This window comes from Streptomyces sp. NPDC111606 (assembly GCF_055656945.1).
The window spans coordinates 61,615-82,592 of sequence record NZ_JBVKBY010000007.1 but is presented as its reverse complement, the minus strand read 5'-3'; the positions used below and the strand labels follow the sequence as shown (position 1 = coordinate 82,592).

The following is a 20,978-nucleotide window of genomic DNA, read 5'->3' as shown; positions in this document are numbered from 1 at the left end:
CTCAGCGCTTGAGCCACTTGACCTCGTACGCCTGCAGCTCGACCTTCTCGCCGTCGATCTTCGCGCCGGTCTGCCGGTCGAGGGTGTTCACGACGAGGACCGCCTTGTCCGTGGCCAGGACCCGCACGTCGGGCTTGTCCACGGACACCTTCTTGTACTCGGTGCCCGGCCGGAACTCCTTGGCGAAGCGGGCGACCAGGTCGTACATGGGCAGCTTCTCGCCGCCGCCCGCGGTGTCGGTCGGCGTCCACAGGCAGCCGGCGCATTCGGTGCCCCGCTCCTCCTCCGGATTCCAGTAGAAGGCGGAGGAGGCGCCGCCCTTGGCCAGCGCGATCATCCCGGTGGCCTGTACGGCGACCCTGCGGGCCTCGGACCAGTCCTTGCGGTCGTCGTTGCCGTCGGCGGGCTCGACGTAGTACTCGGCCCACCACAGCGGCAGGTCGCCGGTCTGCCGCCGCACCCACTGGCTGACGGCCGTGAACTTGTCGGTGGCGGTGAACTCGTCGGGCAGCAGCTCGTCGTCCCGGGTGTAGCTGGAGCCGTCCACGACGACGAAGTCGGCGCCGGTCCTGTGCCGGTTCCAGTACTGGAAGGCGTCGATCGTGCGCTGGTCCATGGCGCCCCAGGAGCCCTTCAGCTCCGTCGAGGCCTCCTGCGCGCGCGGGTCGACGCTGTCCATCACGAGGTACGGCCCGCCGACCATGATGTCGGGGTTGACCTTCTTCAGCGCCTTGTACACCAGGTTGTAGAGCCGGGTGTAGCCCTCGTAGTCCCAGCGGGCCTCGGCATCGTTCCAGAAGCCCTTGAACTCGTTCCACACGATGAAGTGCCGTACGTCCGGATAGCGCTTGGCGACGGTCACGGCGAGCGCGGCGAAGTCCTCGAAGTGCTCGGGCTCGGGCGGCGTCTCCAGGGCGGCCTGGCTCCAGTTCGTGTTGTCGACGCCGGCCTTGCCGCCCTTCATCCAGTCGGGGGCGCAGCACAGGGTGACGACGGGGGTGCTGCCGGAGGCGCGGATGAAGTCGATACGGCGGTCCATCGCCTCGAAGTCGTAACGCCCCTCGACCGGCTCGGGGTTGTCGGAGCCCCAGCCCATGATGTGCTGGATCTGCGGCAGTCCCCCGGCGTCCGCGAGCCGTCCCTCGACGCGCTTGACGGCGGCGGAGTCGCCCTCGTCGGCGCTGTACTGGGTGTGCGTGAACCCCCAGCCGACCTCCGGATTCCCGGCGTCCGGCGTGGCGGTCGGGTTGCCGTGCACCTTGTCGCCGTCGCGTGAGGTGCCGTCGGTGTTCACACCGTTGCCCGGCAGCGTGCTGAGGAGGGTCACCACCAGTGCCAGAGCCGCCGCGCCCACCCCGAGCAGCGCGGTGAGCCGCCACCGCCCTGCCCCCGAATTCCACCCATGACGTCCCATCAAGGACAACGGTAACGGCGCCGGGTGCCGCGCGGGCAGGTTTCGGCAGTGCACGGTCCTGTAACAGGGCGGAGGGGATGCACCGGGGCGCCGGCATGCGTCGGCACGGGTGGCAGGCATCGTCCGTTGGCGGGGTGTGGCACGCAAACCGGGTGCACGGGCCCCCCGCTTGACGGATCATGGCCGCATGTCTGCGAACCCACACGACGCTCTGCCGATCCGGCTCAACGTCGACGACAGCGACTCGCCGTCCGACGTCGTCGACGCGCTGTTCCTCGGCCGCTTCGCGACGGGCGAGCAGCCGTACTCGCACGCGGCGAACATCGACCGCGTACGGTCCGGGGTGACGCTCCTGCCGCCGGGCGCCCGCGTGCTGCGCACCGCCCGCGACGACGACCGCAGCGCGACGCTGGCGGAGGGCGACGGCTGGACCGTGCTGATCTCCCGCTGGAACCGGGGCGCCGACGTCACGGTGACGGCGACCAGCGAGGAACTGGCGGAGCGCGTCCTGGGCGAGGCGACGGACGGCGCGGCGGACGAGCCCGAACCGCAGCCGGAGAACGTCACCATGGGCTTTTGGTACGTCTCCCCCAGGCGCGGCCCGCACCGCACCACCCGGCAGATCTCCGCGGGCACGTGGGACGAGGTGCGGGGCAACTACACCGCGCCGGTGGCGGACGCGATGGACCGCCTGATGAAGACGACGCCGGAGGACATCGCGGGCCGGCTGCTCCTGCTGCACGGCCCGCCGGGCACGGGCAAGACGTCGGCGCTGCGGACGCTGGCCCGCTCCTGGCGCGACTGGTGCCAGGTGGACTGTGTCCTGGACCCGGAGCGGCTCTTCAGTGACGTCGGCTATCTGATGGACATCGCGATCGGCGAGGAGGACTCGACGGGCAAGGGCCGCTGGCGGCTGCTGCTCCTGGAGGACTGCGACGAGCTGATCCGCGGCGAGGCGAAGCACACGGCGGGCCAGGCGCTGTCGCGGCTGCTGAACCTGACGGACGGCCTGCTCGGCCAGGGCCGCAACGTCCTGGTCGGCGTCACCACCAACGAGGACCTGGAGCGCCTCCACCCCGCCGTCGTCCGCCCCGGCCGCTGTCTGGCCCGCATCGAGGTGGGTCCGCTGACCCGCCCGGAGGCGACCACCTGGCTGGGCACGGAGGACGGCATCGGCCGCGAGGGCGCCACACTGGCGGAGCTGTACGCGCTGAAGCGGGGCACGTCCCCGACGTCGCTGCCGGACCCGCGGGACGGGGCGGACGCGGGGCTGTACCTCTAGCCCTGCGGTGCTTTCATGGTCGTATGACCCTGTTCCTCGGGACGTCGGGGTGGCAGTACCGGGACTGGCGGGGTGACCTCTACCCCGCCGATGTGCCCGTGCGGCTGTGGCTGGAGGAGTACACGCGGCACTTCGCCACGGTGGAGATCAACAACGCCTTCTACCGGCTCCCCACACGGGAGAACTTCGAGGTCTGGCGTGACCGGGTGCCGGGGGACTTCGTGGTCGCGGTGAAGGCGAGTCGCTACCTCACCCACATCAAGCGTCTCAAGGATCCCGAGGAACCGGTCCACCGTCTGATGTCCCATGCGGCGGGCCTGGGTGACCGCCTGGGACCGGTCCTCCTCCAACTCCCGCCGACCCTGCGCGCCGACCCCGGCCTCCTCGACGCCTGCCTGGCCTGCTTCCCGTCCGGGACCCGGATCGCGGTCGAGCCCCGCCACGCGTCCTGGTGGGTGGCCGGCACCCGCAAGGTGCTGGAGTCCCGCGGTGCCGCCCTGTGCTGGGCCGATGTCCGGGCCCGCCCGGTGACGCCCCTGTGGCGCACCACCGACTGGGGCTACGTCCGCTTCCACGAGGGCCGCGCCCACCCCTGGCCCCGCTACGGCCGGCGCTCCCTGGAGACCTGGGTCGACCGGATCGCGACCACCTGGTCCGACGCCGAGGACATGTACGCGTACTTCAACAACGACCCCGGCGGGGCGGCGGTGGCGGACGCGGTGGTCTTCGGGCGGGCGGCGACGCGAGCGGGCCTGACGGTGACGCGTACGCCGGAGTTCGCGGCACGCCGCTGAAATAAGCGGGTCAGGCGTAGTTCACTCCGGTTCGGAGGCGCCCCGGAAGGGGCGCGGGGCGGTGTTCGATCTGCGGCTCCGCCGCGTGGGCGCGACCGGCCACGACGGCGCCGCAGCAGACCACCCCCAACCGGCTCGGCACGTCCGACGGAGCGCTCAGCCTCCGTAGGCCGCCCGCAGGGCATCCCGCACCGCGGCCAGCGCATCCGCCTCCGCCAGCCCCAGCCGACGAGCACGCTCGACGTACGTCTGGGCAGCCGACGCAAGCTCCCGTTCCGCCGCGGAGCCCGCCGCGGCCACGAACGTGCCGTTGCGCCCGCGCGTCTCGATCACCCCGTCGCTCTCCAGCGCGCGGTACGCCTTGGCGACGGTGTTGGCCGCCAGGCCCAGCGACTCCGCCAGCCCCCGCACGGTCGGCAGCCGGTACCCCACCGGCAGCACCCCCGCGCGCGCCTGCTCCGAGATCTGCGCCCGCACCTGCTCGTACGGCGCGGCACTGTCGTCGATGTGGATCTTCAATGTCACAAGCCGATTGTCCCGTACCCGCCGGAAAATGAGAGGCACCCCGGCACATCGCCCGCGTAGCGTGCGGCCACATGACCGTCTCCGTCCGCGATCTGCGTCCTGAAGTCCGAGCCGATGTCGAGGGATTCGTCGGTGTCTGGCACCGCGCTCTCCCGTATCTCGTGGTCACGCCGGAGGCCGTCGTCCATGGCGCCACCCGTGCCCACCCCGACGCGCATGCCCGGCCTCTCCTCGCCGAGGAGAGCGGCGAGATCATCGGTACGGCCCAGGTCGGCATCGCCCACGACAGCCCGGAGCCCGGGCAGGGCTTCGTCAACGTGTACGTGCACCCGGAGCGCACCCGCCGCGGCGCCGGCGCGCTCCTGCTCCGCGCCGCGGAGGAACACCTGGCCGCCGTGGGCGCGACCACGCTGTTCGCCTGGGTGCTCGACGAGCCGGGCAACCGTGTCTTCGCCGAACGGCACGGCTATCGTGCGAGCCGCTCCGCGCACTTCCTGCGCCTCGACCTGGCGAACGGCACACTGCCGCCGCTGCAGCCTCTCCCGCCCGGCGTCGAACTGCGCACGGCCGCCGACTTCGCGGACGATCCCCGCCCGCTGTTCGAACTGGACGCGGAGACGACGCTGGACGAACCCGGTGACGTCGACGCCGAGTTCACGGACTACGAGGCCTGGCTGGAGGAGACCTGGCGGCACCCGCTGAACAGCCACGAGCTGACCTCGGTGGTCCTCGTCGACGGCCGCCCCGCCGCCTTCAGTGCCGCCCGCACGGACGGCGCCACCCGCTACGGCACCGCCATGACCGGCAGCGCCCGCGCCTTCCGCGGCCGCGGCCTGGCCAAGCTGGCCAAGAACGACTCGCTGCATCGTGCCCGCGCGGCCGGGTACACGGAGGCGTTCACGGGCAACGACGCCGGCAACGGCCCGATGCTCGCGATCAACAAGTGGTTCGGCTACGAGGTCTGCGCGACGGAGGTGCGTCATGTCCGCGAACTCGGCTGAGCAGGGACACTCGCTGGACGTGGTCCTCGTCAAGGGCGGCCGTACGAAGATCCGTTACGCGGCCGAGCCGGTCGCCGACGACGGCACCCGGATCGCCGTGCGGGCCCCCTGGTCCGGTGACGGGATCCGCGACTTCGGCTTCGTCCGCTTCGAGCCGGGCGACGTCTTCACGGAGTACTACTGGCGCGACCGCTGGTACGCCGTGAAGGAGGTCCGGGACGCTTCGGGCGCCCTCAAGGGCTGGTACTGCGACGTCACCCGCCCGGCCACGCTGTCCGGCACCGAGCTGGTCGTCGAGGACCTCGACCTGGACCTGTGGCGCTCCGCGGACGGCACGGACGTACGCCGCCTGGACGAGGACGAGTTCGCCGAGAGCGGTCTGGCGGAGACGGATCCCGAGGCGGCAGCGGCGGCCGTGGCGGCCCTGGACGAGCTGGAGGCGTTCGCCACCGTCGAGGGCGGTCTGGAGTCCCTGCTGGCTTAGAGCTTCGCCACCACGGCGTACCGCTCGTCGTCCACGGCCTTCCCCCACAGCAACTCGTCGTCCGACAGGCGCTCCACGCGCACCTGCCCGACGAGCGGGGCGAGCAGCCCGGTGAGCCGGTCCGCCGGTATGCCGGCGGGGGTGACCGTCCCCCACACGCCCTCGACCAGCACGAACCGTCCTCCTGGGCGCAGCAGCCCGCGCCAGTGCCGCAGGACCCGGCCCGGGTCGGGCAGCGCCCACAGGAGGTGCCGTACGAGCACGACGTCGAACCGCTCCTCCCCCACCGGCGGCATCGCCGCGTCACCGGCGAGGAACACCGCGTCACGCCCGGCCAGCTTGGCGCGGGCGAGGTCCACCATCGCCGGGGACCGGTCCACTCCCGTGACCCGGTGTCCCTGTTCGGCGGCGAGGAGCGACAGGCTGCCGGTGCCGCAGCCGAGGTCGAGGACGTCGGACGCGCGCTCGGGAAGCCAGGAGCGCAGCCGGGAAGCCCAGGCGCGGCGCACCTCGGGGTCGCGCAGGCCGTGGTCCGGCTCGTCGTCGAAGGAGGCGGCGGCCGCGTCCCAGTCCACGACCTGCCCTGTGATGGCCTGTTCACCGTTCGTCATGTCGGTCATGCGGCCAAGAGTGACACCCGCCACTGACAGTCCGAATCGTGACTGCCGCCACTGACAGGACCAGCGGCGATGAGGAAGTCTCCCCGCAAGGGTCTACCTCCATATGAACGAGGAACTCGGTGGCCCCTGAAGGAGGCAGCCATGCGCCGTGTGACCGTGCAGAAGCCCCTGAAGAGGACGACGGATGCCCGCCGGATCCGTGAGGAGGCCGACGAGCGCCCCTCGGGACGACCCGAGGTCCGCAAGGACATCGCACGCACCTGGTGGCCGGACGGCTGAAACGCCCCGTCGGCCCCATGAGACACGTCAGTCGAGCCGCTTGCGGTAGTGGATGCGGTCGTACGGCCCGTCCACGCGACGCTCGATGACCTCGTAGCCGTACTTCGGGTAGATCTTCTGGTTCTCCCACATCAGCGCGTTCGTGTAGAGCCTGACCTCGGGCAGACCCAGCGCACGCGCGTGTGCGTCCACGAAGTGCAGCAGCCGTCGGCCCACGCCCTGCCCTTGGGCGTCGGGGTGGACGGCGATGTTGTCGAGGTACAGGTGATCCTCGTAAGCCTCGACCACGACGAGCCCGACCACGCGCCCCGTGCCGGGTTCCTCCGTGACGTACACCTTCCCCTCGGCCACGTTCGCCGCGTGGTCCCTCTCCATGGGCTGCGGGACCCTGCCGATCCGCTCGATGTAGTGGTGGTAGGCGGCATCGGTGACGGCTTTGACGGCCGGCACGTCGGCGGCGACGGCGGGCCGGATCTGCTCATCGGTCATGCCAGAAACCGTACCTACCTGATCTCCGCCTGAGCACTCCCTTAAGGGGACCCTAAAGATCGCCGCGAACCCCCTGCGACAGGCGTTTTCACGGTTTCTTTGATCCGGCACTCATCAGTTCCGGTTCCGAGGAGATCCCCCATGCCCGCACGCCGCAAGGCCGCCACCGTCGCCGCCCTGGGCCTGACCCCGCTCGCCCTCACCGCCCTCGCCACCGCGCCCGCGTCGGCGCACGGCTCGATGGGCGACCCGGTCAGCCGGGTCTCGCAGTGTTACGCGGAGGGCCCGGAGAGCCCGAAGTCCGACGCGTGCAAGGCGGCGGTCGCGGCGGGCGGTACGCAGGCCCTCTACGACTGGAACGGCATACGCATCGGCAACGCGGACGGCCGGCACCAGGAGCTGATCCCGGACGGCAAGCTGTGCAGCGCGAACAGCGAGGCGTTCAAGGGCCTCGACCTGGCCCGCGCCGACTGGCCGACGACGAGCGTGAGCAGCGGGTCGTACACGTTCAAGTACCGCGTGACCGCACCGCACAAGGGCACCTTCAAGGTCTACATCACGAAGCAGGGGTACGACCCGTCGAAGCCGTTGGCCTGGGACGACCTGGACCTGGCGAACCCGGTGGCGACGTCCACCGACCCGGCGGCCTCGGGCGGCTTCTACACCTTCTCCGGCACCCTGCCGCAGCGCTCCGGCAAGCAGTTGCTCTACGCGGTCTGGCAGCGCTCGGACAGCCCGGAGGCGTTCTACTCCTGCTCGGACGTCGCCTTCGGCGGCGCGAGCGGGGGCGGTTCGGGCAGTGGCGACGGTGGCGGCAGCACCGACACCTCGGGCGGCGGCAGCGACAGCACCGGCGAGGCCGCACCCGCCCCGAGCGCCTCCGCGCCCTCCGAGGAGCAGATCGAGGACGGTGCCGACAAGTCGACGGTCGAGCACAACGGCCACGGTGACCAGGACGCCAGTACGTCGGCGGAGCCGGCCGCGGCGGCCGCGGACGAGCAGTCCGTGCCGGCCAACCGGCCGAAGGCCGCCGGTGCCACCGAGAACCTCGCCGAGACCGGCGGGGACAGCAGCACGGCGTATCTCGCGATGGGCGGTGCGGCGACCCTCGCGCTCGGCTCCGCGGTCCTGTTCGCGTCGGTGCGCCGCCGCGCGGCCGGCGCTCGCCACGGCCGCTGACCCGCGGCGCCTGCGCCCCACAACTCCGGGGCCTGACCGGCGGCTCAGGCCGGTCAGGCCCCGGCGGCGTGCTCAGCCGATCACGGACGCACAGGTGGTGGGCGTGGCACGGGCCGGGTCGAGCGCGTTGACCACCTCGTGGAAGGCGATCCGGTCGGTCAGCCCGAGGAGCGCATGCTCGGACAGGTCGACCGCGCACCGGTCCTGGATCAGGACGTTCTTCACGTCGGGGCCGTTCAGGAACTGGGTCCGGTACGGCGTGACCACCTCGTCGTACTTGGTGGCGATGACCGTGTAGCGGACGCCGGGGACGGTGTCACCGCCCTCGTTGAGCTTGGTCATGAAGGCGGATCCGGCCATCTGCTGAGCCAGGGCGGGAGTGGCGGTGCTGAGCAGGTCCTCCGCGCCGGGGAAGTACGGCAGCAGGTTGGCGAGCCCTCCGAGGGTGGTGCCATGGTTGTTGGGCGCGATGCCGACGAGGGCGTTCACCTTGGTGGCACCGCCGAGGAACTTGACGTAGTAGCGGGGCATCATGCCGCCCTGTGAGTGGCCGACGAGGTCGGCCTCGGCGGCGCCGGTGGCGGCGAGCACCTTGTCGACATAGGCGGACAGTTGCTCCGCCGACTTGTCGATGGGGCCGAGGGCGTGGAAGAACGGCACGCCGGGCAGCTGGCCGTAGTCGAGGGAGAAGACGCAGTAGCCGCGGTTCTTCAGGTAGGGCGCGAGGCCCAGCCAGTTGTCCACGGAGTTCGCGAAGGTGCCGTGCACGAGGACGACGGGGCGGGGATGGGCGGTGGAGGGCTTGCAGGAGTAGTCGTTCCAGCCACTGTGCGTGGTCGCCGCCGCTTCGGCCGCCTGGGCCGTGGTGGCGGGGACGACGGCGACTGCGGCGGTCAGCAGCAGCGCGGCCAGGGGTCTGAGCACTCGTTTCCAGGGCAGCATCGTGTGATCTCCTTGCGGCTCAAGGGAGTTGCGACGGCCTTACGCCCTGTGATCCGGATCACGAGGATGCTGTTCACCCGTCAAGTTACGGGCGAGTAGCAGACGTGTGAAGTTACGCGTCAGTAAAAACTTCCAGTGATAACTGGTGGCCGGTTACATCCACTGATGAACCCTCACCAAGTAGGCCTGATGGGGCCATGGGGTGCGATGCGCACCAACTGCCGGAGCAATGCCTGCACTTCGCTCTCACCGAGCACGCCGGCCCACGCCCGGACGGCATCCGCGGCCGCCTCCTCGGCCGCACGGGTGCAGGCCCACCCCCGTTCGGTCAGCACGACCAGCCGGGCGCGCGCGTCATCGGGATGCGGCCGGCGTTCTGCGTACCCCTTGCGCACGATCTCGTCGACCAGCTGACTCGCCGCCTGCTTCGTCACACCGAGATGGGCGGCGAGGTCGGTGGCCGTCGCACCGTCCGGGGCGAGCCGCGCGAACGCGAAACCGTGCGCGGGCCGCAGCCCTTCGAAGCCCCGGGCGACCACGCCGTCATGGATGCGTTGCGTGAGCTCACCGGCGACGGCGAGCAGGGTGGCGGACAGGGCCATGGCTTCGGAGGTCTGCACGCAGGCATTGAAACACCCTTGACGTATTGGTCAAGCAGCTTGACCATAGACATATAGTCAAGCTGCTTGACCATCTACTCCGAGGAGGCACCCATGCCCGTGATCCGCGCGTCCGAAGCCGTCACCCACGAAATCCACGGCGCCCGTTTCGTCTCGTACGCCACCCCCGGCACCGGCAGCAAGGAGCTGTGCGCCTGGCGCGGCGAGATCCCGGCCGGGACCAAGGCGCCGGCGCACACCGTCAACCGGGAGGAGATCCTCCATCTGCTCGACGGCGAGCTGCTGGTCACGCTCGACGACCGCACGGACCGGATCACGGCGGGCGACACCCTGATCATCAACCCGGGCGCGACCCTGACCGTCGAGAACCCGGCCGAGCGGACCGCCGTCACCTGGGTCACCACCTCCATCGGCCTGACGGCGGAGCTGGCCGACGGCACACGCATCACGCCGCCCTGGGCCAACTGACGTCCGCACAAGGGGAGTCAGGCGGCCAGCGACCCCGGCATCACCGCATGCGGCCCGAACTTCGCTCGCGCGCGGTCCGCGACCTCCTCGATGCGGCGGGCCTTCTCGTCGAGCGGGTCGAAGGTGAGCTGGTAGGAGGCCTGCTCGGCGGGGTCGAGGCCCTCGGCGCGCAGGGCGAGGGCGCGGACGCGGGCGCGCTGGAGACCGAGAGCCTCGTACATGTCGTACGCCGCCCTGGTCAGCGCCGGCGAGTGGGCCGTCGGCTCCTTCAAGGTACGGCTGCGGGTCGTCGAGGAGCGGTCGGCGTAGCGGGCGGTGAGGGTCAGGGTGCGGCAGACCTTGTCGAGGGCGCGCAGCCGGGAGCCCAGTTCCTCGGCGGCCGAGAGCAGGGCGCGGCGGTGCCGGTCAGGGTCCAGCTCGTCGCGGGTGAAGGGGCGTTCGGCGGCCAGCGAGCGCGACACGGCGTTCGGCACCACCCGGCCCCGGTCGATTCCGCCCGCCTTCTCGCGCAGCTCGCGGCCGGCCTTCGCACCGATCAGGCGCTGGAGCGTGGACAGGGGGGCGGCGGCGACCAGGCCGAGGGTGTCGAGGCCGTACTCGCACAGGGTGCGGGCGATCGCGGCGCCGACGCCGGGCAGCGCGGCGACGGGCTTGTCGGCGAGGAACTCCGCGACGGCGTCCGGCCCCTCGGGAACGGCGCACGTCACCCCGGGCCGGGCGTCCCGCAGCGCCACGCGGGCCAGCATCGGGCCCGGCCCGGCGCCGATCACACAGTCGACCCCGTGGTGGGCGAGGGCGCGCACCCGGATCACCGACGCCAGTGCGACCGCGTCGCGCCCGAAGTACCGCTCGGCGCCCCGCAGATCGGCCAGTGCTCCGTCCGGTGGCAGCGCCTGAACGACCGGCGTGAAGTCCTCCAGCAGTCCGAGCAGCCCGGGCAGGGCCGCCTCGCCCGCCGGCGGCAGCTGGAAACGTACGCAGAGGATGGTCATCCCGCACTCCCCGGACTCTGGTGCCACAACTTCCTTACCTGTGAAGGCTCTTGACCCGCCGGTCGCAGATCGGCCCACGGGTGCATTTCGTATCCGGTCGGCATTTGGATTCGCCGGCCGTGCGTCGGATCGGCTCCGTCCCCCTCCGCCATGGGCTCCGCCAGCCGCGCTGCCACCACGTCCAGGCCGCCCTCGGCGCGCAGCTCGACCAGTTCGGCGAGGTTCCAGGCGGCGGAGCCCACCACGCTCAGACTGCGCGGACCGCGGCGCTGCACCACCCCGCGCACCAGCAGCAGCCAGGAGTGGAAGACGGTGTGGGCGCAGGCGTCGTGCGAGTCGTCGAAGAAAGCGAGGTCCACCAGCCCCGTCCCGTCGTCCAACGTGCTGAAGATGACCCGCTTGCCGGACCGGATCGGCGGCGTCTGGGTGGCCGCCTTGGCGCCCGCGACCAGCACCGTCTCGCCGTGCCGGGCATCGCGCAGCCGCCGCGCCGAGACGACGCCCAGCTCGTCGAGAAACGCCCGGTGGTCGTCCATCAGATTGCGCGAGGCGTCCATCGACAGCACACCCAGCTCGGCGCTGAGCCGCTCCGCCGAGCTGAGGTCGGGCAGCCCGGCCGAGGCCGTCCTGCGTCCGCCGGCCAGCGGGAGCTGTCCCCCGCCGCCGCCCCGGGCGCCCCGGTGCAGCTCGGTCAGGTGCAGTTGCAGATCACGCCGGTTGGCCCCGAAGGCGTCCAACGCGCCCACCTGCGCGAGCCGTTGAGCCAGGGGTCGGCTCGGCCGCCCCCGCTCCCAGAAGTCGAGCAGCGAGGCATACGGCTGCCCCTGCGCGATCCGCGCCGCCTCGGCCTCGCTGATGCCATGCACGTCGGAGAGCGCGAGCCGCAGTCCCCAAGTCCCCCCACTCCCCTCAGATTCAGACACCAGTTCGATCCTGTGTGCGACCCCCGACACATTCACGTCCAACGGCAGGATCGGCACCCCACGCCGCCGCGCGTCCGCCAGCAACAGCCGCTTCGGATACATCCCGGGGTCATGGGTGAGCAGACCCGCATAGAAAGCGGCCGGGTGATGGGCCTTCAGCCAGGCCGACTGATAGGTCGGCACGGCGAAGGCGACGGCGTGCGCCTTGCAGAAGCCGTACGACCCGAAGGCCTCGATGATCTCCCAGGTCCGCCGGATGGTCTCCGCGTCGTACCCCTTGGCCGCCGCGTGCTGCGCGAACCACACCCGGATCCGCCCCTGCGACTCCGGATCGGACAGCCCGCGCCGCACCCGGTCCGCCTCGTCCCGCCCGCACCCGGTCATGATGTGCACGATGTCGATGATCTGCTCATGGAAGACGACGACCCCGTACGTCTCCCGCAGCGGCTCCTCCAGATCCGGGTGCGGATATCGAATCGGCGCCCGCCCGTGCCGCGCCTCGATGAACGGCCGCACCATGTCGGCGGCGACCGGCCCGGGCCGGAAGAGCGAGATGTCGACGACAAGATCGTGGAAGGTGGCCGGCTGAAGCCGCCCGACCAGGTCCCGCTGCCCCGGCGACTCGATCTGGAAGCAGCCCAGCGTCTCGGCGGACCGGATCAGCTGATACGTCGCCGGATCGCCGTCCCCCCGTTCGAAGTCGAGCGCGTCCAGCTCGACCCGCTCCCCCGTGACCCGCTTCACCTCCGCGACCGCGTGCGCCATCGCCGACTGCATCCGCACGCCCAGCACGTCGAGCTTGAGCAGCCCGAGGTCCTCGACGTCCTCCTTGTCGAACTGCGACATGGGGAAGCCCTCGCCGCTGGTCGGCATGACGGGCGTACGGGAAAGCAGGGAAGCGTCGGACAGAAGCACCCCGCATGGATGCATGGCGATGCCGCGCGGAAGGGCGTCCAGGCCCTCCACCAGCTCCCACAACCTGCCGTACCTGTCCCGCTCCCCCGCCAGCTGCCTGAGCTCGGGCAGTTCCTCCAGCGCCGCCCGGGCATCGCGCGCCCGGATGTGCGGGAAGGACTTGGCGATACGGTCGATGTCGGCGGGGTCCATGGACAGGGCGGCACCCACATCCCGGATCGCATGCCGCACCCGATAGGTCTCCGGCATCGACACGGTGGCGACCCGCTCGGTCCCGAACCGGTCGATGATCGCGCGGTAGACCTCCAGCCGGCGCGCGGACTCCACGTCGATGTCGATGTCGGGCAGCACCAGCCGCCGCTTGGACAGGAAGCGCTCCATCAACAGCCCGTGCTCCACGGGATCGGCGTGTGCGATGCCGAGCAGATGGTTGACGAGCGACCCCGCGCCGGAGCCGCGCGCGGCCACCCGGATGCCCATCTTCCGTACGTCATCGACAACTTGGGCGACCGTCAGGAAGTAGGAGGCGAACCCGTGGTGGGCGATGATGTCCAGCTCCTGGTGCATCCGCTCCCAGTACGCCCGCCGCCCGTCATGGCCGCGCTGCACCATGCCCGCCACCGCCCGCGAGGCAAGCGCCCGCTGGGCGGTGCGCTGCCCGGCGCCGACGAGATACGGCTCGGGAAAGTGGACGCTGCCGATCCCGAGGTCGTCCTCCGGATCGACGAGGCACTCGGAAGCGGTCGCCCGGGTCTGCTCCAGCAGCCGGTGCGCGGTATCGCGCCGGAAGCCCGCGGCCTCGACGACCCGCTCGGCGACCTTCGCCATCTCCCCCGCGCCCTTGAGCCAGGCCTCGCCGGAGTCCAGCTCCTTGGTGGAGTCGATGGGCACGAGCCGCCGCGCGGCGTCCAGTACATCGGCGACCGGCCCCAGCCCGGAATCCGCGTACCGGACGGCATTACTCAGCACGGGCCGCACCCGCTGCTCGGCGGCGAAGCCGACGGTCCGGGCAGCCAGCCGCAACGACCCCGGGCCGGTGCCCTTGCGCCCGTGCCAGACGGCCTCCAGTCGCAGGGAGTCGCCGTAGACCTCCCGCCAGGGCCCGAGCAGCCTGGCCGCCCGATCGGGACGACCGGCGGCGAGCGCACGGCCGACATCGGAGTCGGACCCGAGCAGAACGATCAGGCCGTCCCCCCGGTTGTCCCCCCGGGGCAGCATCGGCGGCCCCTCCCCGCCATGCGCAGCCGAAACGATCCGGCACAGATCACCCCACCCACGGGCCCCGTCCCGGGCAAGAAAGGTGACACGGGGCGTCGAGTCGTCGACAAAAGCGCCACCCCGCACCGGAGCCCGACGCCGCCGCCCCGCGGACTCACCCGCCTCCGAGAGCCCGAAGTCCTCCACGGCCAGCTCCACGCCGAACAACGGACGCACGCCCGCCTTCGCACAGGCCTTGGCAAATCGAACAGCGCCCCCGAGCGTGTCGCGGTCGGTGAGAGCCAGGGCGTCCATGCCCCGCTCGGAGGCGCGCTCGGCCAGCCGCTCCGGGTGCGAGGCCCCGTACCTCAGGGAGAACCCGGAGACGGTGTGCAGATGCGTGAACCCTGGCACACGCACCTCCCGCACTCATGAGCCGCTCGAACATCAGTTCCCAACTCTCCCACTCCCACCATAGACCATTTCCGGACCGTTTCTCGAACACTCGTGCGACATCCGTTCGGCCGCCTCCCACCTGCACAAACACCTGGCCACCCGGACTGTGGGGGCATGACGCAGACCCCCGGCGCCGGCACCTCCCGCAGCCCCTTCCTCGCCGAGGTGAAGGACGCCGTCACCCCGCGGGCCACGCTGCTCGTGACCGGCGTCGTCGGCCTCGCTCTGCTCTTCATCGCCTCCTACGTGGGCGCGCTCCACGACCCGAAACCCAAGAACGTGCCGCTGGGAGTCGTGGCACCCGAGGTCGCCGCCCAGCAGACGGTGGACCGGCTCGAAAACCTGCCCGGCGACCCCCTGGACCCGCGCGTGGTGGCCGATGCGGCGGCGGCAAGGAAGCAGATCCTGAACCGCGAGATCGACGGCGCCCTGCTGATCGACCCGAACAGCACCACCGACACCCTCCTGGTCGCCACCGGAGGCGGAAGGGTGCTGGCCGCCACCCTGGAGTCCCTGGTCGCCACCCTGGAGAGATCCGAGGCACGCACCCTGCGCACCATCGACGTGGCCCCGGCCGACCGGCACGACGCCAACGGGCTCACGTCCTTCTACGCGACCGTGGGCTGGTGCGTGGGCGGCTACCTCTGCGCGTCGATCATGACGATCAGCTCGGGCGCCGGCCGCCCCACCCCGAGACGCTCGGTGATCCGCCTCATCGCCATGGCCCTCGTGGCGGTCGTCGGCGGCCTGGGCGGCGCCCTGATCATCGGCCCGATCCTGGGCGCACTGCCGGGCAGCCTCGCCGCCCTCTGGGGCGTGGGCGCCCTGATCGTCTTCGCGGTGGGCGCGGCCACCCTCGCCTTCCAGGCCATCTTCGGCATGGCCGGCATCGGCCTGGTCATCCTGATCGTGGTGATCCTGGGCAACCCGAGCGCAGGCGGTGCCCTGCCACCCCCGCTGCTCCCACCGTTCTGGAGAGACATCGGACCGGCCCTCCCCCCGGGCGCGGGCACCTGGGCAACCCGCTCGATCGCCTACTTCAAGGGCAACGACACCACCGCGTCCCTACTGGTCCTCTCGGCATGGGCAGCAGCAGGAACCGCGATCACACTCCTGGCGGCGAAACTGCGAACAGGCGGCACCAAGACGCCGTAGAGACGCAGGGTCCAACCACTCTGCACGCACACGACGAAGAACCCCGCCCCTCACAAGAGGGACGGGGCTCAACAAAAGCGACGAACCGTCAGCCGATCTCAGTACCCGTGGCCGACAGCGCCTCGGTCACCGGCTGGAAGAACGTCTCCCCACCGGAGGTGCAGTCACCGCTGCCCCCGGAGGTGAGCCCGATCGCCTTGTCGCCGGAGAACAGCGAGCCGCCACTGTCGCCGGGCTCGGCGCAGACGTCGGTCTGGATCAGCCCGTTGACGATGTCACCGTTGCCGTAGTTCACGGTGGCGTCCAGCCCGGTGACCTTGCCGTCGTGCACCTGGGTGGTCGACCCGCTCCGGGTGACCTCCATGCCGACGGTGGCCTCGGCGGCACCACTGATGGCCTGTGTGGAGCCGTTGTAGAGGTTGACCTCGCTCGGGTGGTCGACCTCGCCGGTGTACTTCACCAGACCGTAGTCGTTGTCCGGGAAGCTGGACGTCTCGTTGGTGCCGAGCGCGTTGCCCTCGGAGTCCGACCAGTTCGTGATGCCCTCGGTGCAGTGCCCGGCGGTCAGGAAGAACGGCTCGCCGCCCTTGACGACGTTGAAGCCGAGCGAGCAACGGCCGCTGCCGTCGGTGATGGCGTCACCACCCGCGATGAAGGGCTTGAACTCCCCCTTCGACCGCTTGAGTTCGACCGTGGCACCCAGCCCGTCGGCGACCTTGCCGAGCTTGGTCCACTCGGCCTTGGAGACCGTGCGGTCAGCGGTGACGATGACCTTGTTGGTCGCCGGGTCCGTCACCCAGGCGGTGCCGGGGATGGTCGCGTCCTGCTTGAGCGTCGTACGGGCGCTCTTCAGCTCGGCGAGCGAGTTCTCGACGACTCTGGCCTTGGCGCCGGCGGCCTCGACGGCATCGGCGGCGACCTCGTCGAGGACGTTCACGACAAGGCTCTTGGTCTGCGCATCGTAGTAGGTACCGGCGGCGTCGGCGCCGAGGTCCTTGGCGAGCGTCGAGGCGAGCTTTCCGGCCGCGCCGACCGAGAGGGTCTTCGGCGCGGACGCCTCAGGCGACTCACTCGCGTTCGCACTCTGCAAGGTCACTCCCGCGGCAACCAGTGCGGCGATGCCCGCACCTGCCACGGCTGCACGCCGCTTGGGTATGCGTCGGTGCTTCAACTTACGTCCTCCTGTGGGGGGTCGGCCCGAGAGGTTGTGGGGACCTCACGAACCGGAAGGCGTACGGCTACGGCGGCGACTCACAACAAAAGCCACGCCCGTGCCGGTTGAACAACGCTCACTATTCCTAGGCCCACAGGGAGCGCACAAGGTCGACTTCAGGACGCGCGTAGAACACGGTTGCACGCCCCCGCCACCTTGACCGTGCACAGTCACGCGGGGCCTATTCGCACAGCAAACACTGCAAGCGAGGGAACCATACGCAGCGCGTAAGGTCTACTCCTGTCTCGAAATCGACCCTCCGGGGTCCGAGTCCAAGCGTGGTTCGAGGGGCGGAAGTTCCTCCTGCACGACCCGCTGCGCACCGGCGGCCTCCGCCGGCACCTGCGTCCCCTTCTCCAGAAATCGCAACAACTCCACCGGAATCGGAAGAACCAGCGTGGAGTTCTTCTCGGCCGCCACCGCCATCACCGTCTGCAGCAACCGAAGCTGAAGGGCCGCCGGCGCATCGGCCATCTGATGTGCCGCCTCCGCAAGCTTCTTGGAGGCCTGGAGTTCCGCGTCGGCGTTGATCACCCGCGCCCGCCGCTCCCGGTCGGCCTCCGCCTGCCGGGCCATCGACCGCTTCATGGTCTCGGGCAGCGACACGTCCTTGATGTCCACCCGGTCGATCGTCACGCCCCACTCCACCGCCGGGCTGTCGATCATCAACTCCAGCCCCTGGTTGAGCTTTTCGCGGTTGGACAGCAGATCGTCCAGCTCGCTCTTGCCGATGATCGACCGCAGCGACGTCTGCGCCATCTGCGAGACCGCGAACCGGTAGTCCTCCACCCGTACGACCGCCTCGGCCGGCGAGGTCACCTTGAAGTAGACGACGGCGTCGACCCGCACGGTGACGTTGTCCCGCGTGATGCCCTCCTGCGCGGGCACGGGCATCGTCACGATCTGCATGTTCACCTTGCGCAGTTTGTCGACGGCCGGAACGATCATCGTGAACCCGGGCCCGCGCACTTGGGGCCGGAGCTTTCCGAGGCGGAAGACCACGCCCCGTTCGTACTGCTTGACGACCCGCGCGGCCGCCGCCACATAGACCACACCGGCGGACACGAGCGTCACTCCCGCCGCCACCAGCTCCTCGACCATCACCGACCCCCAGGGTCCGACGTGGGCGCACTACAGGGGAGTACTGCCTGCGCATCGACGGTAACCCCGGCACGGGAACAAGGGCGAGCCCCCGCACGAGAGTTGCGTGCGGGGGCTCACATGCTGCCGGCTGCCGTTCAGGCCGAACCGAGGTGTCAGTAGACGCTGACGCCGTACGCGCTGAGGGCCTCGGTCACCGGCTGGAAGAAGGTCGTGCCGCCGGAGCTGCAGTTGCCGCTGCCGCCGGAGGTCAGACCGTACGCGGTGCCGTTGCTGCCGTAGAGCGAACCGCCGGAGTCGCCGGGCTCGGCGCAGACGGTGGTCTGGATCAGGCCGCCGACGATGTCGCCGCCGCCGTAGTTGACGGTCGCGTTGAGGGCGGTGACCCGGCCGCTGTGCGTGCCGGTGGTGGAGCCGTCACGGATGACGGTGGTGCCCACGCTCGGCGTGGCCGCGCGGGTGATGTCCACGCCGTTCGCGGTACCGGGCCGGCTGACGGAACCGGAGTACCGCACGATGCCGTAGTCGTTGCCCGGGAAGCTGGAGCCGGCGGTCGAGCCGATGACCGTGGTGCGGCCGGAGTTGGAGTACCAGGTGCCCGCACCGTCGGTGCAGTGGCCGGCGGTCAGGAAGTACTGGTTGCCGCTGCTGTCCTGGACGTTGAAGCCGAGCGAGCAGCGCCAGCTACTCGCATAGATGGCGTCGCCGCCCTGGATGAACTTGCTGAACTTGCCGGCGGTGCGCTTGATCGTGAGCGCGTCGGCGTTGGTGCCGGCCTGCTCCTTGATCTTCGCTATCTCCGCCTGGGAGACCGTGGAGTCCACGGTCACCGTGACGCGGTTGGTCTTGCTGTCGACGGCCCAGGCGGTGCCCGGGATGTCGGCCTTCAGCACGGAGCCACTGGCGCTCTTGAGCTGGGCGGCGCTGAAGGTGTCGGGGGTCTCCGCGGCGGTCGCGTTGGGGATCGCGATCGCGGCTGCAGCCACGAGGCCGGTGGATACGGCGATCAGCCGGGTCCGTCTCGCAATGCCACTGCGGGGGGTGGTGCGCTCGATCCTCACGTTTCGTTCCCTCCAAGGGAAGTCGGGGGCCCGCGTGGGGTCGGGGCCCGTGAGGCGCAGTCAAACGGCCAGGATGTCCGGATTCCGAACATGCCGTGCCCCTGACAAGCGCTGAGGGGAGTATTCGGTCGAACGACCGGTCGGCACAAGGGCGCCTTTCGGCCGTCAACTTTTGAACCATCTGTGCATGTTGGCCGCTCCTGCCCCGGTCAGAGCCGGTCAGCGCCACTCGGCGCAGCTTGCGCTCCCCCGGCCGACAGCGAGGTCGGACGTGTTACCAGGTGGCGCAAAGGAACGCACGAATTGGTCGACGGAGACAGGTAGCGGCAACATGACGCGGTTGAGCCCGTACGGCACGGTCGCCGTATCAGGGATGTCCGGAAGTAGCCGTCGCTTGCGCGGGGCTGTCAGCAACCGTCGCAGGGGCAGCAGCAGTCGCACCCGTCGCAGTCGCAGTCACGGCAGCAGCCCTCGCGCTTCTTACGGGACCACGGGCCCTCGTACTCCTTCGCGCAGCACAGCTTGCAGGTGCAGCACAGCAGCCAGAACATCCCGCAGCCGGCCCAGAACCCACGCCGCTTCGGCGGCTGAGGGGCGGGCCCACCGCCGAACCCGCCGAAGTCACCGCCACCGCCACCGCTTCCACCGGCACCACCGCCGGGCACGCCTCCGCCCCCGGCGTACGGGCTGCCGCCCGCGTGGGGGTACCCACCGGCGTACGGATTCCCGCCCCCGGCGTACGGATTCTGCGGCGCGCCGTACGGCCCCGGCTGCCCCGGCTGCTGTGGCGGCTGCCCATAGGGCCCGGGCTGACCGGGCTGCCCCGGCTGATGCGAGGCGTGCGAGGCGTGGGACGCGCAGGTCGGCACCGTGCCGAACGCCCGGTCCACCGAGCGCCGCAGCTCGTGCACGAGCAGCAGGTGCGCGAGCCTGGCGTCGGAGAACTCGGCCTCGCGCAGCGCCAGCCGCACCCCGTGCACGGCGTCGTCGGCGAGCCGCCGCGCCTCGGCGAGCGAGGTCCCCGTGGCCGTCAGCGGGTTCCACGCACCCGCCGCGGCGTCGGCCGCCTGGTCCTCCACGGCGTCCAGGAGGTGCGCCAGCCGTCCGAAGAGGCGCCCGGCCTCGGCGAGCGGTTCGGCGTTGTCCGGCCGTCCGGCCAGGATCGCGGTGTGGGCGAAGGCGGCGGCGGTCGCCGTCTCGGTCGGCTCGGTGACCGCGAGGATCGGCGTCCCGGGCCCGGCGAGCGCCTCGATGCCGACCTGCCGGTCCACGGCGTCGACCAGTACGGCGGTGTCGAACCCGACGGCCGAGCCGCTGCGCGCGCCCGCGGCACCCCACCCGGTGGCCACCCGGCGGGCGGCGAGCGCCAGCGGCCTGCGGGCCAGCAGCCCGTCCCCGTCGGCCACATGGTCACGCACCTTGGCCGAGGCCAGCACCAGCGAGACGGCGGCGGCGAGCCGGGCGCCCTCACCCTGTGCCACGGACGCGGTGCGCATCCCGCGCAGCGGGCACGGTCCCGCCGTACGCCGCAATCCGCTGTCCTTTTCGGCTTGAGCCTCCGTCAGAACGGAGATAAGGAGCCCGTCGTAGTTCGTCACGATCCGCGCGAACTGACCGTGGTCCCCGCGCAGCGAGAGGCACAACCCGCACAAATGCGCCATCCATTGACCGGTGAGCTGGTCTCCGAGCCGATGACGACAGGGCCTGACGATTCCGAACACGATGTCCCCCCGTGGTTCTTACGGCGCCGCAACGACGCTGAGCTGCCGCATCGTACCGACCGTGGCACAGATCGCCATGGCCGACTCGTTCACCCGTACGCACCTCGCATCACCCATTCGCCGTGAAGAATCATATTTCACTCACAG

General features: G+C 70.8%; 20 protein-coding genes. 8 read left to right on the top strand and 12 right to left on the bottom strand.

The genetic code is table 11. The features are described from left to right. Position 1: 1 nt before the first annotated feature. On the bottom strand, positions 2-1,414 hold the full coding sequence (locus tag ACZ7M7_RS24800; protein ID WP_472120347.1) for a GH39 family glycosyl hydrolase: 1,413 nt from the start codon (positions 1,412-1,414) through the stop codon (positions 2-4). Between the two features lie 187 nt (positions 1,415-1,601). Here ACZ7M7_RS24800 and ACZ7M7_RS24795 point away from each other — a divergent pair, with 187 nt between their 5' ends. After that, complete coding sequence (locus tag ACZ7M7_RS24795) at positions 1,602-2,696, top strand: DUF5925 domain-containing protein (protein WP_383607585.1); 1,095 nt, start codon at positions 1,602-1,604, stop codon at positions 2,694-2,696. Between the two features lie 23 nt (positions 2,697-2,719). Next, entirely contained in the window at positions 2,720-3,490 is a 771-nt protein-coding gene (locus ACZ7M7_RS24790) for a DUF72 domain-containing protein (protein WP_472120345.1), read from the top strand. A gap of 156 nt (positions 3,491-3,646) precedes the next feature. Here the strand turns inward: ACZ7M7_RS24790 and ACZ7M7_RS24785 are convergent, their stop codons facing one another. Beyond that, positions 3,647-4,015: a GntR family transcriptional regulator gene (locus ACZ7M7_RS24785; protein WP_383607583.1), complete on the bottom strand. Its 369-nt coding sequence runs from the start codon at positions 4,013-4,015 to the stop codon at positions 3,647-3,649. A gap of 71 nt (positions 4,016-4,086) precedes the next feature. Here ACZ7M7_RS24785 and ACZ7M7_RS24780 point away from each other — a divergent pair, with 71 nt between their 5' ends. Then, the gene (locus tag ACZ7M7_RS24780) at positions 4,087-5,016 is read left to right on the top strand and encodes a GNAT family N-acetyltransferase (RefSeq protein ID WP_472120343.1); all 930 of its coding nucleotides are present in this window, start codon (positions 4,087-4,089) and stop codon (positions 5,014-5,016) included. Continuing rightward, a complete protein-coding gene (locus ACZ7M7_RS24775) occupies positions 4,997-5,500 on the top strand; it encodes a ribonuclease FAU-1 family protein (protein WP_383607581.1) in 504 nt (167 codons plus the stop codon). Before ACZ7M7_RS24780 ends, ACZ7M7_RS24775 begins: the two co-directional genes overlap by 20 nt. Here ACZ7M7_RS24775 and ACZ7M7_RS24770 read toward each other — a convergent pair. Then, complete coding sequence (locus ACZ7M7_RS24770; protein WP_472120778.1) at positions 5,497-6,111, bottom strand: class I SAM-dependent methyltransferase; 615 nt, start codon at positions 6,109-6,111, stop codon at positions 5,497-5,499. The genes ACZ7M7_RS24775 and ACZ7M7_RS24770 overlap by 4 nt on opposite strands. Before the next feature lie 150 nt (positions 6,112-6,261). Here ACZ7M7_RS24770 and ACZ7M7_RS24765 point away from each other — a divergent pair, with 150 nt between their 5' ends. Next, complete coding sequence (locus ACZ7M7_RS24765) at positions 6,262-6,399, top strand: hypothetical protein (protein WP_328882644.1); 138 nt, start codon at positions 6,262-6,264, stop codon at positions 6,397-6,399. A gap of 27 nt (positions 6,400-6,426) precedes the next feature. Here the strand turns inward: ACZ7M7_RS24765 and ACZ7M7_RS24760 are convergent, their stop codons facing one another. Then, positions 6,427-6,888 carry a GNAT family N-acetyltransferase gene (locus tag ACZ7M7_RS24760; protein WP_383607579.1) on the bottom strand — a complete coding sequence of 154 codons (462 nt, stop codon included), beginning with the start codon at positions 6,886-6,888 and terminating at the stop codon, positions 6,427-6,429. A gap of 141 nt (positions 6,889-7,029) precedes the next feature. Between ACZ7M7_RS24760 and ACZ7M7_RS24755 the strand changes: the two genes are divergently transcribed. Then, positions 7,030-8,067: a lytic polysaccharide monooxygenase gene (locus tag ACZ7M7_RS24755; protein WP_472120340.1), complete on the top strand. Its 1,038-nt coding sequence runs from the start codon at positions 7,030-7,032 to the stop codon at positions 8,065-8,067. A gap of 72 nt (positions 8,068-8,139) precedes the next feature. Here ACZ7M7_RS24755 and ACZ7M7_RS24750 read toward each other — a convergent pair whose 3' ends face one another. Next, the gene (locus ACZ7M7_RS24750; protein ID WP_383607577.1) at positions 8,140-9,009 is read right to left on the bottom strand and encodes an esterase/lipase family protein; all 870 of its coding nucleotides are present in this window, start codon (positions 9,007-9,009) and stop codon (positions 8,140-8,142) included. A gap of 173 nt (positions 9,010-9,182) precedes the next feature. Then, positions 9,183-9,629, bottom strand: coding sequence for a MarR family winged helix-turn-helix transcriptional regulator (locus ACZ7M7_RS24745; protein ID WP_472120338.1), 447 nt, complete (start codon positions 9,627-9,629; stop codon positions 9,183-9,185). Between the two features lie 93 nt (positions 9,630-9,722). Here ACZ7M7_RS24745 and ACZ7M7_RS24740 point away from each other — a divergent pair, with 93 nt between their 5' ends. Next, a complete protein-coding gene (locus ACZ7M7_RS24740; protein ID WP_383629268.1) occupies positions 9,723-10,097 on the top strand; it encodes a cupin domain-containing protein in 375 nt (124 codons plus the stop codon). Positions 10,098-10,114: 17 nt separating this feature from the next. Here the strand turns inward: ACZ7M7_RS24740 and ACZ7M7_RS24735 are convergent, their stop codons facing one another. Both ACZ7M7_RS24735 and ACZ7M7_RS24730 read right to left on the bottom strand, forming a co-directional pair. Continuing rightward, positions 10,115-11,089, bottom strand: a complete 975-nt coding sequence (locus ACZ7M7_RS24735) for a DNA polymerase Y family protein (protein ID WP_472120336.1) — start codon at positions 11,087-11,089, stop codon at positions 10,115-10,117. Further along, positions 11,086-14,538 carry a DNA polymerase III subunit alpha gene (locus ACZ7M7_RS24730; protein WP_472120334.1) on the bottom strand — a complete coding sequence of 1,151 codons (3,453 nt, stop codon included), beginning with the start codon at positions 14,536-14,538 and terminating at the stop codon, positions 11,086-11,088. The genes ACZ7M7_RS24735 and ACZ7M7_RS24730 overlap by 4 nt, the downstream gene beginning before the upstream one ends. A gap of 156 nt (positions 14,539-14,694) precedes the next feature. Here ACZ7M7_RS24730 and ACZ7M7_RS24725 point away from each other — a divergent pair, with 156 nt between their 5' ends. After that, complete coding sequence (locus tag ACZ7M7_RS24725; RefSeq protein ID WP_472120332.1) at positions 14,695-15,735, top strand: ABC transporter permease; 1,041 nt, start codon at positions 14,695-14,697, stop codon at positions 15,733-15,735. An 88-nt stretch (positions 15,736-15,823) separates the two neighbouring features. Here ACZ7M7_RS24725 and ACZ7M7_RS24720 read toward each other — a convergent pair whose 3' ends face one another. The 4 genes from ACZ7M7_RS24720 to ACZ7M7_RS24705 form a co-directional block, all read right to left on the bottom strand. After that, positions 15,824-16,906, bottom strand: a complete 1,083-nt coding sequence (locus tag ACZ7M7_RS24720) for a S1 family peptidase (protein WP_383607572.1) — start codon at positions 16,904-16,906, stop codon at positions 15,824-15,826. A gap of 276 nt (positions 16,907-17,182) precedes the next feature. Beyond that, positions 17,183-18,049 (bottom strand): slipin family protein, encoded by an 867-nt coding sequence (locus ACZ7M7_RS24715; RefSeq protein ID WP_383629267.1) that lies wholly within the window; start codon positions 18,047-18,049, stop codon positions 17,183-17,185. A 155-nt stretch (positions 18,050-18,204) separates the two neighbouring features. Next, complete coding sequence (locus ACZ7M7_RS24710; RefSeq protein WP_383607571.1) at positions 18,205-19,110, bottom strand: S1 family peptidase; 906 nt, start codon at positions 19,108-19,110, stop codon at positions 18,205-18,207. 407 nt (positions 19,111-19,517) lie between these two features. Then, positions 19,518-20,831 carry a DUF5685 family protein gene (locus tag ACZ7M7_RS24705; RefSeq protein WP_472120329.1) on the bottom strand — a complete coding sequence of 438 codons (1,314 nt, stop codon included), beginning with the start codon at positions 20,829-20,831 and terminating at the stop codon, positions 19,518-19,520. Positions 20,832-20,978: the final 147 nt, after the last annotated feature.

Excerpts from the sequence above, each read along its gene's own strand:
- ACZ7M7_RS24800 (WP_472120347.1), bottom strand. The coding sequence starts at position 1,414 with ATGGGACGTCATGGGTGGAATTCGGGGGCAGGGCGGTGGCGGCTCACC.
- ACZ7M7_RS24795 (WP_383607585.1), top strand. The coding sequence starts at position 1,602 with ATGTCTGCGAACCCACACGACGCTCTGCCGATCCGGCTCAACGTCGAC.
- ACZ7M7_RS24790 (WP_472120345.1), top strand. The coding sequence starts at position 2,720 with ATGACCCTGTTCCTCGGGACGTCGGGGTGGCAGTACCGGGACTGGCGG.
- ACZ7M7_RS24780 (WP_472120343.1), top strand. The coding sequence starts at position 4,087 with ATGACCGTCTCCGTCCGCGATCTGCGTCCTGAAGTCCGAGCCGATGTC.
- ACZ7M7_RS24775 (WP_383607581.1), top strand. The coding sequence starts at position 4,997 with ATGTCCGCGAACTCGGCTGAGCAGGGACACTCGCTGGACGTGGTCCTC.
- ACZ7M7_RS24770 (WP_472120778.1), bottom strand. The coding sequence starts at position 6,111 with ATGACGAACGGTGAACAGGCCATCACAGGGCAGGTCGTGGACTGGGAC.
- ACZ7M7_RS24765 (WP_328882644.1), top strand. The coding sequence starts at position 6,262 with ATGCGCCGTGTGACCGTGCAGAAGCCCCTGAAGAGGACGACGGATGCC.
- ACZ7M7_RS24760 (WP_383607579.1), bottom strand. The coding sequence starts at position 6,888 with ATGACCGATGAGCAGATCCGGCCCGCCGTCGCCGCCGACGTGCCGGCC.
- ACZ7M7_RS24755 (WP_472120340.1), top strand. The coding sequence starts at position 7,030 with ATGCCCGCACGCCGCAAGGCCGCCACCGTCGCCGCCCTGGGCCTGACC.
- ACZ7M7_RS24750 (WP_383607577.1), bottom strand. The coding sequence starts at position 9,009 with ATGCTGCCCTGGAAACGAGTGCTCAGACCCCTGGCCGCGCTGCTGCTG.
- ACZ7M7_RS24740 (WP_383629268.1), top strand. The coding sequence starts at position 9,723 with ATGCCCGTGATCCGCGCGTCCGAAGCCGTCACCCACGAAATCCACGGC.
- ACZ7M7_RS24735 (WP_472120336.1), bottom strand. The coding sequence starts at position 11,089 with ATGACCATCCTCTGCGTACGTTTCCAGCTGCCGCCGGCGGGCGAGGCG.
- ACZ7M7_RS24725 (WP_472120332.1), top strand. The coding sequence starts at position 14,695 with ATGACGCAGACCCCCGGCGCCGGCACCTCCCGCAGCCCCTTCCTCGCC.
- ACZ7M7_RS24715 (WP_383629267.1), bottom strand. The coding sequence starts at position 18,049 with ATGGTCGAGGAGCTGGTGGCGGCGGGAGTGACGCTCGTGTCCGCCGGT.